10 protein-coding genes and 1 pseudogene are annotated in these 10,689 nt (G+C 60.9%); 9 read left to right on the forward strand and 2 right to left on the reverse strand.

All coding sequences use genetic code 11. The features are described from left to right. Positions 1–29: 29 nt before the first annotated feature. Positions 30–1,283, reverse strand: coding sequence for an NAD(P)/FAD-dependent oxidoreductase (locus QF031_RS11205; protein WP_307427834.1), 1,254 nt, complete (start codon positions 1,281–1,283; stop codon positions 30–32). A gap of 47 nt (positions 1,284–1,330) precedes the next feature. Then, positions 1,331–1,954 (reverse strand): GTP cyclohydrolase I, encoded by a 624-nt coding sequence (gene folE / locus QF031_RS11210; RefSeq protein ID WP_307427836.1) that lies wholly within the window; start codon positions 1,952–1,954, stop codon positions 1,331–1,333. Between the two features lie 85 nt (positions 1,955–2,039). On the opposite strand from folE, the gene QF031_RS11215 reads away from it, so the two are divergent. From QF031_RS11215 to QF031_RS11255, 9 genes and pseudogenes are all read left to right on the forward strand, one after another. Further along, entirely contained in the window at positions 2,040–2,705 is a 666-nt protein-coding gene (locus tag QF031_RS11215) for a helix-turn-helix transcriptional regulator (protein WP_307427838.1), read from the forward strand. Between the two features lie 400 nt (positions 2,706–3,105). After that, positions 3,106–3,336, forward strand: a complete 231-nt coding sequence (locus QF031_RS11220; protein ID WP_307427840.1) for a hypothetical protein — start codon at positions 3,106–3,108, stop codon at positions 3,334–3,336. Positions 3,337–3,618: 282 nt separating this feature from the next. Then, positions 3,619–4,197 (forward strand): annotated as a pseudogene (locus tag QF031_RS11225) (glycogen debranching N-terminal domain-containing protein); the annotation flags it as partial. 120 nt (positions 4,198–4,317) lie between these two features. Then, the gene (locus QF031_RS11230) at positions 4,318–5,805 is read left to right on the forward strand and encodes an amylo-alpha-1,6-glucosidase (protein WP_307433304.1); all 1,488 of its coding nucleotides are present in this window, start codon (positions 4,318–4,320) and stop codon (positions 5,803–5,805) included. 103 nt (positions 5,806–5,908) lie between these two features. Beyond that, positions 5,909–6,322, forward strand: coding sequence for a VOC family protein (locus QF031_RS11235; protein ID WP_307427842.1), 414 nt, complete (start codon positions 5,909–5,911; stop codon positions 6,320–6,322). A 900-nt stretch (positions 6,323–7,222) separates the two neighbouring features. Next, positions 7,223–7,753 (forward strand): SRPBCC family protein, encoded by a 531-nt coding sequence (locus QF031_RS11240; protein WP_307427844.1) that lies wholly within the window; start codon positions 7,223–7,225, stop codon positions 7,751–7,753. 104 nt (positions 7,754–7,857) lie between these two features. Beyond that, entirely contained in the window at positions 7,858–8,748 is an 891-nt protein-coding gene (locus QF031_RS11245) for an oxygenase MpaB family protein (protein WP_307427846.1), read from the forward strand. Further along, complete coding sequence (locus QF031_RS11250) at positions 8,735–9,217, forward strand: hypothetical protein (RefSeq protein ID WP_307427848.1); 483 nt, start codon at positions 8,735–8,737, stop codon at positions 9,215–9,217. Before QF031_RS11245 ends, QF031_RS11250 begins: the two co-directional genes overlap by 14 nt. Beyond that, entirely contained in the window at positions 9,217–10,221 is a 1,005-nt protein-coding gene (locus tag QF031_RS11255; protein ID WP_307427849.1) for a hypothetical protein, read from the forward strand. The genes QF031_RS11250 and QF031_RS11255 overlap by 1 nt, the downstream gene beginning before the upstream one ends. Positions 10,222–10,689: the final 468 nt, after the last annotated feature.

A 10,689-nucleotide genomic window follows, 5' to 3' on the forward strand; every position in this document is an offset into this window, starting at 1 on the left:
CCGTGTCAGGGGCGCGGTCGGGAGTGGCATCACAACTCGCCAAGCGGTATGTCCGGGTCCGAGAGTTGCGATGTCTGGACCTCGTGCCCGCTGCTGATGAGGAATTTGATGTCGTCCTGGATATCCCAGACGTTGACGCTCATTCCTGCCACGACCCATCCCCTGGTGGATGAGACCGGCATGAGCCAGAACGCGATGAATTTGCGCGAAGCCGGGTCTCCGCGCAGGACCATCTTGGCGTTGGATGCCAGTGAGGAGTAACCGGAGTACTCCATGCCCAGATCGAACTGGTCGGTGTAGAAGTACGGGACATCATCCAGCTGTGCCGTCTTCCCCATCATGGTCCTGGCGGCTACCTTGCCGCTGCTGATGGCGTTAGCCCAATGCTCGCTGCGCAGGTGCCCACCTATGAAAGGGTGATAGGGGTTTGCGGCGTCACCGGCAGCGAGGATCCGCGGGTCGTCCGTCCGGAGTGCCCCATCGGTGAGTATGCCATTGTCGATGCTGAGCCCTGCAGCTTCTGCCAGTGCGGTATTGGGGGCCACGCCAACAGCGACAACGATCACATCAGCGGGCACATAGCTGCCGCTGCCGGTCGTGACCCCTGCAGCCCTGCCGTCGCGTTCGACGATTTCGGTGACAATCGTTTCGGTGTAGAACTTCACCCCGGCTTCTTTCTGCCGATCCATGAAGACTCTTCCCAGTTCCGGACCGATGGCAGCGGCCAGGGGCACTTTGTCCCTGCCTAGGACCGTTACCTCTGCACCGAGGGTCGTGGCGGTTGCGGCAACTTCCATCCCTATCCAGCCTGACCCGACCAGAACAACCCTGCACCTCCCCTGGCCCGGGCCCGCCCGCTTCAGGGACTCCCGCAGGGAACGGCTGTCCTCGAGCGTCCGCAGGTAGTGGACCCCGGGCAGGCCGGCTCCGGGAACTTCCAGGGTCCGTGGCGACGCTCCAGTGGCAAGGAGCAGCTGGCCGTATTCCAGTACCCGGCCCTGGGCCAGGGTGACCGTGGCTGCCGCCCGGTTGATGGCTACGGCGGCCTCTCCCTCCAGGAGCTCAATGCCGTGTTCGGTGTAGTCATCCGCTGTGTAGGGCAGCAGGGACGTCTCGTCCTCGCGGCCGGCCAGAAAACCTTTGGACAGCGGCGGACGCAGGTAGGGAAGATGGTTTTCCTGGCACACCAGCGTGATGGTGCCCGTGAAGCCTTCGGCCCGGAGGGTCTGCGCCGCTGTCGCGCCGGCAAGGCCACCCCCGACGATTACCACATCGTTCATCATGACCCTTCCTCCGCACTCTCCGGCCACGGGCAGGCCCGGGAAATCATTTACTTGGAAAAGAAGCGCTCGTTCAACGGTCCGGGCACGGCCAATTCCCCTCGGAAGGCCGCTGTGGTCGTCGTTGTCCCGGCTGCCTGAACCCCGCGCAGCGACATGCAAAGGTGCTCCGCTTCCAGGACGGCCCCCGCACCACGGGCGTCCAGTGTTTCCATCAGCCATTCAACCGTCTGTACGGTGAGGCGTTCCTGGACCTGCAGGTCCCTGGCGAAATGTGCCAGGCCGCGGGCAAGTTTGGACAACCCGATCAGTCTGCTTCCCGGGAGGTAGCCGATATGGGCCACACCGCGGAACGGCAACAGATGGTGCTGACACAGCGAGTGAAAAGGAATGTCTTTAACCAGGACCAGGTCTGTGTACCCCTCCGTGTTCGCAAAGGTGGTCCATGACGCCGGCCGTGCAGTCAGCAGCTCATCGAAGGCCTGGGCAACACGGCGGGGTGTCTCTGCCAGGTCAGGGTCCGAAAGATCCCTGCCCAAGGCAACCAGCAAGTCCGCGACGGCCGCCCGGGCCCCCTCCAAGTCAATTCCTGCCGGGGCAACCTGTTCAAGCCGGTCGAGTTCACCGACGGGGCCAGCGTACTCGTCCTGCCGCGCGGTGTACTGGGATAACATGACGCCCCCTCTAAAGTCGGTTATCTTGAATTTAGAGCGTATAATTGTTTCCGTCAAGCCCTCCAGGAGGTGATTGAATTTCCCTATGAATTCCTCGCCGATTACAACGCGAAATCCCGACACGGCTTTGCTGGCCGATCCTGTACGGCGCGCTCTTTACCAGGCGCTAATACGCAGCCCGGTTCCCCTCACGCGGGACCAGTTGGTTCGAGAGCTCAATCTTGCCCCGAGTACTGCCTCGTTCCATCTGGAGAAATTGGTCCAGGAAGGTCTGCTGGAAACTGAAAGCAGGAAGCTCGGATCCAAAACAGGCCCGGGCTCCGGACGGCCCAGCAAGTTCTACAAGCCGGTATTGGATGAAGTCCAACTCTCCATTCCGGCGCGCGAGTACGAGCTGGCGGGGCGCCTGCTCGCCTCCGCGATCGAAACCGCGGCCCAAACCGGAGAACCGGTTGAGAAGGCTCTCTCTGCCGTTGCCTATGCCGAAGGGCAACGACGCGGGGTGGCCGCAGGAAACCTTGAGGTAGCTCTGACCGACAACGGTTACGAACCCGAGGTTGACGGCCAGGGGCTGGTTTTGTGTAACTGCCCGTTCCGCCGCCTTGCCAGCGACCACACCCAGCTTGTTTGCGGTCTCAGTGCTGCACTTCTCCAGGGCACACTTGACGGGTGCAATGACCAGCAACACCGGGTTGTGCCCGCTGCTGACGGCTCAGCCTGCTGCTCACGGCTCACGACTTCGACGGAATGACGCACCCCAGCCCGCGTTGGCTTCCACCCAACGGGGGGCCGCCGCCTCCTGGTGCCGGCCGCCGACAGCGCCGGGCTGGAATGTCTGCAGCAGGGCTGGGGCGCCTGTACTGATGTCGACTTGCCCGCAGACGGTTGTGTCGCGCTTCGATCGGGCCCGCCTGGGGCCATTATGGGTCACCCCGACGCGGCACAACCGTCGTCGTTGATATGCGATAGCCAGGTGGCGCTGTGGGCTGAACAACGGCCGCAAAGCGACCATTGTGAAAGAGTGTTGCGGCCAACGCCGTGCACAATGTCGCTGCGTATGCTGCACCTTCAGGCTCCGAGCTGCATGAGGGGGGAAATGCCAGAGGCCGTGGGCCTATGGCCTTTATCGCTAAAGCTGTCATGCTGGGATAATGGTTGCAGTGGACCCAGTCGCACAGGCTCAGGCCAACCTCAAAGAGGCCGAAAAGCAGTTTTCTCACGCTGAAGATCAGTTCCGGCGCCATGAAATATCCAAGGAACGGCTCGACGAATTGAGCCGGCTGCGTGAGACCGCCGCTGAGGATCTGCGCCGAGCAGCGAAGGTATTCGGATTACCGATTCCCGACGAGGCGAGGTGGAGTGGAAACTTCAGACCGGGCTGACATCAATTAAATTCGATTGAGCCAGTGTGGTGAGCACTTGCAGTACCACCGTGGACGGCCTCTCAATCCCCCGCGAAAGCGCCTAAAAGCAGCGGAAAAAGTACGGCTGCTTCCGGTTGCGATGCTTGACCGGGATGTTTCCCGGCTTGGTTTGTCTTTCATCATGCGTGGCGGTTCTACCCTCTTGGGCTCCGTCGAAGCCTCTTGCAGAGGGCGACGCGGTCTTTCGGATCATGCAGGGCTCTCGCTTCACCATAGTGTTTACAGCGGAAGAAGCCGAAGATGGCGCAAGGGAACGTCGATAACAATGCCGGTACCCTGGGCCCGGGAGCGGTCACCCTGGTCCAGGGAACGTCATTTTGCATTTCCTCTTCCAACGGAGACATGTCGGCCCGTCTCCCGCATGGAGTGTTCTTCCAGGACACCCGGGTCATCAGTGATTGGACACTGAAGGTTCAGGGTGTCCCGGTTGAGGCGCTGTCGGCCACCACTCCGGAGCCCTTTCACCGTATTTTTATCGGGAGGGCCCGCAGGGATGATCACGCTGACACTTCTGTACTCATCGACCGTGAACGCACTCTGGGGGCGGGTCTAACTGAAGTAGTCACCGTCCATAACTACTCGCAGACTCCACTCCAATGCCGCGTGGAATTGTTTGCGGATGCTGACTTTGCCAGCTTGTTCGAAGTTAAAGAGGGTAGACAGACCTCGAGGAGCCGGTGTTCCCGTCGCATGAGCCCGGACGGCCTGGTGCTGGCGTCAGAGCGGGCGGGCAACACGGACCGCATCACTGTCGCATTCCCCGGGGCATGGATTGAGGAGGAGTGGCTGGTCGTAGACGTAACAATTGCCGCCCACGGGTACTGGTCAGGCACCATATGCGCCACACCGCTTCTTGCGCACGCGACCAACCCTAGCGGTGCCGGGGGGCGCGGAACGGGCCCGGATGTCTTCCGCCGCGTTATGCAGTGGCGAGAGTCCATGCCCACAGCAAATCTACGAAATGAGGCAGTAGAGAAGGTCATTAGACGCAGCCAGGAGGATCTGGGGTCTCTTCGCATTTTTAACCCTGATCATCCTGATCGTGCTGTGGTGGCTGCCGGGGCACCATGGTTTATGGCCTTGTTTGGCAGGGACAGCCTGCTCGCCTCGTTCATGTCCCTGCTCTTGGACCCTTCCCTGGCGAAGGGGACACTCCTAACCCTCGCGGACTACCAGGGAACAAAAGTAGAGGCAGCCTCCGAGGAAGAGCCCGGGAGGATCCTTCACGAAGTCCGTCTCGGCGCCACGGCGGAACTGGCACTGGGGGGCAGCGGGGTCTATTACGGCACAGTTGATGCCACCCCGCTTTTTGTTGTCGTCCTGGCCGAGTTGAGCAGGTGGGGACTCGATGACGCAGCCATGCGTCAGCTTCTCCCGGCAGCGGACAGAGCGATTCGTTGGATGGAGGAGTACGGTGACCGGGACGGGGACGGTTTCATCGAATACCAGCGAAAAACGGAGAAGGGTCTGCGAAATCAAGGCTGGAAGGACTCGGTGGACGGGATAAATTTCGCTGACGGAACCCTCGCCGAGCCACCCATCGCCCTGTGTGAAGTCCAAGGCTACGCCTACGCGGCATACATCGGGCGTGCACTGCTGGCGACGGCAATCGGGGACCCGCAGACCGCGGACATCTGTGTGGCCAAAGCGTCCAGACTCAAGCAGGCCTTCAACGACCAGTTCTGGCTGGCGGACCGCGGGTATTTCGCCATTGCCCTGGACAAAGACAAGAAACCCGTTGACGCACTCGCCTCAAACATGGCTCATTGCCTTTGGGCCGGAATCATTGACGATGACAAGGCCGGGCAAGTAGCCGGACACTTGATGTCCCCAGAGATGTTTACCGGTTGGGGAATCAGGACGCTGGCATCAAGCATGGGCGCATACAACCCTGCCAGCTATCACAACGGATCAGTATGGCCGCACGATACGGCGATCGCAGCTGCGGGCCTGATGCGGCACGGCTTTGTTGACGAAGCCCGCAAGGTGGCATACTCCTTGCTCGAAGCCGCGGATCACTTCGACGGCCGGCTCCCCGAACTCTTTTGTGGCCTGGACCGGTCAAAATATCCTGAACCAGTACCGTACCCCGCTTCATGTTCCCCGCAGGCATGGGCATCGGCAGCACCGGTTCACCTCATTAGGACGCTGCTTCGTTTCGACCCGGGGCTTCCCTGGAACGAGGTATGGCTTGCCCCCACACTGCCCCCGCACAACACTCGCTTCCATTTTGACAACGTGCCATTCTCAGGTGACGGCCGGTTATCGATTCACATCGACGGTGCATCAGTCAGCGTAAGTGGACTGCCAAAACACATCAGGCTGCGCCAGGAGCCCCGCCCTCCTCTCAGTGAGTTATTGAACCTGGGCGGGGAGGGAAAAGAGCGCATGGGCAACAGCACAACCACCGGTGGCGGAAGTCGCTGACCCGCCTGCTGAGGAGCAGGCGGGCGCCGTGCCTGAGGAGAACTGCGGGCTGACCTGACGGTTATTGTTGGCCATATGCGTCTCCCGGGTCAACAATGGCTGAATGGGCAATTCAGCGAAGGTTGCATCATCCGTTATGTACGTATCCGAGCTTGAGCGGTCCGTGACCTTTTACCGGGACCTGTTCAAATGTGCGGTAACCCTTCGTTCGGCCGAGGCTGCCCTGCTCCTGACTGCCGAAGGATTCCAGCTATACATTATTGAACGCGGCAAGCAAGCTGAACGCTACCCCAACGGGTTGGGCCATCACCTCCTAATGTGGGCTACCGATAGCGCTGAGGGCCTGGAAGGCCTGAAACGCGCGCTGCAGGGCACCGGCAGCTATGTCGATACCCACACTTCCGGCGGTGTCACGTTTTTAGAGGGCCGTGACCCTGACGGCCTTCGCGTCCTTATAGCCCACCCCGACCCAGCACAGCACCCGCGTTCAATTTTCGACAGCCACATGTTTGCGTGATTCACAGCGTGACCAAGGGGGGCCACGGTCATCACGCGGACCATAGGCAGGTGCTACGTGCTACGAACGGTGTGCTCGAGCTGGATGTCATCGCATGAGTGAACAAAGCGCACCCTCTCATCCGGGAGGGGCGGATACTCTCGATACCGCGCGCTTGCTCGACCACCGCGGGAGGCTTGTAGTCGGAGTGGACGGGTCGGAAGGATCGATGGCCGTCCTGCGGTGGCCCGTTTCGGAAGCACACAATTGCGCGGGGCCGCCTTCAACATCGTGATGGCCTAGCGGCATCCACAGTCTTACTGGCTGCAGCGCTGTGGACGATGATGAGTTACTCCTCCGGTGATACTCGCCAGACGACGGCCAATCGCCATCGTCGCCCTCTGCCTCATCGTCTACCTGACCCTGCCCGAAACCGGCAGCAGCGTGCATCCGTAACCCCGACCGCGACCCTGAGGAACTGGAGAGCGAGCACCTCGCCTCGGAGACTGCGCCGGCCGGAATCAACGCCAAAGGGCTCTGGATCATAGGCGTTCTTCTCTTCTACACAGTGGCCCCAGACGAGTACACGAAAAGAAGGGGGCGGTCAGCAGTTGAGATATACCGGAGCGGCGAGCCGGTCCGGTATATCGAAGAGTTTCCTATACGGCGTTACGCTCGAAAGCGCCGAAAAGTACTCTTCAGAGCGCTGCTCCGGGGCGCTCCTTTGCCCAAGGCCTGCGGAATCACTGCCTCGTTGGGGCACACCCCAATCGGACGTCAGGAAGCAGCGCCGACTCCGTCAGAATAGGGTTGCGAAGCCCGTTCTTGCACGTTTCAGCACCTAGGTCTTTAACTCATACCTGACAGAACCGAGGGGATAAGTTGAGCATCGCCCACTGGCGGAGGTGCCAAGATAACGACATGGAGTCGCGTCTCTTCGATCTCAGTTCCAATTGGTACCTCCCAGCGCCCGCCGAGCAAGTGTGGGCCATCATCGCGGACGTCGACATGAGCTGGCCGCAGTGGTGGCCGGGTTGCAGTTTCGCGGCGCCTCTGGAGCGTTGGCCAACCGAGAGCAGCTCCCAAGCAGACATCCTCAAGGCAACCACAGCGCACCTCAGTTTCAAAGCATTTTTGGGCTACACGCTCACCATAAGCATCCACCCCACAAGGGTGGTTGCATCACGAGAGATAGAGTTCGACGCCGGCGGTCACCTTGAAGGCACAGGCCGGGTAACGCTCATGCCCGAAGATCGAGGGCAAGCAACCCGCATGGACATCGAATGGCGTGTGCGCCCTACCGAGCACTGGATGAACATGCTGACACCGATCGCTGCGCCGGCTTTCACAGCCGCCCATGCTCTGTTGATGCGCCAGGGCGAGAAAGGGCTGATCAAAGCCCTGACGGCGGTACCTAAAAATAGCCCTGTGGACCCGTCTACGTCTCCCTAGTCAGGCAATTGCAACAGTCCTACCATGGAACCAGTCGCCGAGCTGGGGAGCCGTGCCACCCTCAACTTTGAGCGCTCTCTAGCAGCAGGAAGAATGGGGGGACGATGATCATCCACACAAGTCTCGCCGCAAGTCAGCGCCGTCAGGAGCGTGCCGCCCCGGAGGACTGGGAAGAGACATTCCGGCATATGGTCCTATTCGACCTGGCAGCAGACATGGAGCTCGGCCTCTTCCTCTCCTATTATCGAAACTTCGCCATTCCCAGCATCGCGGCAACTCTTCACGCCAACGGCGAGATACAACAGCGGCCTATGAAGCGTTCCTACGACACAGCAATCGTCATCTACGAGCTCATCGCGAGTGGCCTGGATAGCGACCGCGGCCGCGAAATGATCGCTCTTCTCAACCGCGCGCACCGCAACGTCCCCGGCAGCAAGGATGACTTCCTCTACGTCCTCCTCACCCTGCTGGTAGTGCCCATCAGATGGACCCAGCACCATGGCTGGCGACAGGCAACGTCAGCTGAACTCGCTGCGGCTTCGAGCTTTTTCACCGAGCTTGGCGCTCGGATGAATATTGTTGAAATTCCCGCTACCTACGCTGAAGCCGAGCAGTTCTTCGATCGCTACGAGGCAACACACGTCGCTCCATCAGCTGAAGGCCAACAGTTGATGGACGCGACAGTCCAGGTCTTCCAGAGCCGGCTGCCGCGCCCGCTGCGGCCCTTCGCCAGCCACATCATCAGCGTGATGCTTGACGACGAGCGCCTTGTCGAAGCACTCGGACTCCCCCGCCCGAGCTGGGTCTCATCAGCCCTTATGACGCGCGGGCTGGCCATCCGGAATGCCATCCGCCGGCGCCGGCCCCTCGGACACAAACCTCATTTCACTCCAGGCAAAGCCGGCTCATCCTTGTACCCGGGCGGATACTCCCTGGGTCAGATCGGTCCGGTCGACGTTCCGCAGCCGCAAACCGCCAGCCATGAACTATCGTGACGCGCGAAAGATAGCCCGCAAGGCGGAGAAATCCTTCGGTTTGCCGGGCGACGCCACCCTGGAGTTCATCCAGAACAAACTGGAAACGCAACGCGGCAGGAAGATACAAATTGATGAACTGCCCGGCTTGGCAGGAACGGAGCTCTGCGGTATCTGGCTAGTCTGCGCGGACCGGGACATCGTCCTCCACGCGCCAGTGAAGTCCGTCTGGCACCGGCAGCAAATAATCCTGCACGAATTCAGCCACATGATCCTGCGACATGACCTACAGAGAACACATGGGGACGTCGCCGCCGCACTCCTCCCCGACATCGACGTGGATGTTGTGCGCGCTCTCGGTCGCAGCAGCTACACCGATGACGCGGAGGTAACAGCTGAGGCCCTCGCCGACCAGCTTGCGACGCGGATAATCAACAGCGAAACCGAGTCTACGACTGAGCCCTCAGCGTTTCGGCGCGTGTTCGGCTGATGGAAGCGGTACCGGCCGCCGCCCTCTGGGTGTTGACCATCCTCAGGCTCCCTGCAGCATTGGATCCTGAGCGCGGAAGCGTGTTCCGTGCAACCATCTTGGCCGCGATCGCTTGCACGCTCTACGTTCCTGCCGTCTACTACTGGGGCGATCCCCTCCTCGGCGGCCGCAACCGCATTGGCCTGGTCACCCTTCTGTCTCTCCTCCTTGGGTTCTGGCAGTTCCGAACAGCAATGTTGCTGGCGGCAGTACCGGACGCAGGAGTACGACGGCGGCAACTCGCCTTGGGTCGTTGGGTCACCTTCGCGGCGTGCACCGCGGTAACGGCAGGGTTTCTCGGCAGCCGTGTCGATACGACGGATCCCAACTTGCCGCTGAGATATGGCGATCAGCCGGGCATGGCGGTCTTCCTCTGGACGGGCTCTGCATTCATTATGTGGGTGTGTCTCGACATAGCCTGGGCCTGCCGCAGCCACATCCCCCGCATGGGCGCGAAAGTCTTCCGCTCGGCGTTCACTCTTATCGCCGGCGGCTGTGTCTTGTTTGCCCTGGTCCTCCTCGACCGTCTGCTGTATGGGATTGTGACCGGAGCAGACGGCGCCGATAGCCCCACTGCCATTGCCCTGACCAACTTGTATTGGATAGGCGAAACCTTTGCTGTCCTACTTGTCAGCTTCGGCCTACTCCTCCCCCGGATGGCTGGCCGTCTCAGACACGGCATCCTCGGGCTGCGTGCGCGGGTGATGCTCGTCAAGATCGGCCCCATCTGGAACAACGTTGCTTATGGCCGGCATGAGCTGGTGTTGCAGAACCGGCGCGCCACCCCGATGCTCTTCTTTTGCCGCCACGCCCAAACGCAGCTTCATCGGCGCCTGGTGGAGATACGCGATTGCGAGATGGCCAATCCAGTCGTAGGAAATCGACTCGGCGCACTTGAGCGGTCCATTGTCGAAGCCGCCGAACGAGAACTTGAAAGCCGCAGCAGAACCCACACGGCATCATAGGGCGTGCATCACGAATGACCGTCGAGCACCTAGAGCCGCGTAACCTCATCAGCGGGTACAACTGTCCGCCTGCGCTACCTCTCCACGTGCCAACCCGGCACTTCAAACCCGCTAACCGCAGCAGTCCTTCCCCTCACACCTCTGGCATCCAAGGCCGTCGGCGTGAGCCGCTGCCACGGCGAGTCATGTTGCCAGTGACGCCATCCCTGATGAACGGACGTGAATACAAAAACTTGTGCTGACTGCAATTGCTCGTTCGAACCGTCGCGAAAGAGTCAAACATTCTGTTCCACCCGGTGCGCCAATCGGCACCGGGACCGCAAACGCCGGCTCACCCATCGTTCAGCAGTGGCTCCGGCGCCGAAGACGAACGCCCCACACCTCAAAGCCCAACTCCAAGCGATCAAACGTCGACTGGAATCCACGACAACGTCATGTCAACGCCAGCGAGACATACTCACCTCCAAG

Origin of the sequence: Pseudarthrobacter defluvii, from assembly GCF_030816725.1 — a bacterium.
GTDB classification, from domain to species: Bacteria; Actinomycetota; Actinomycetes; order Actinomycetales; family Micrococcaceae; genus Arthrobacter; species Arthrobacter defluvii_A.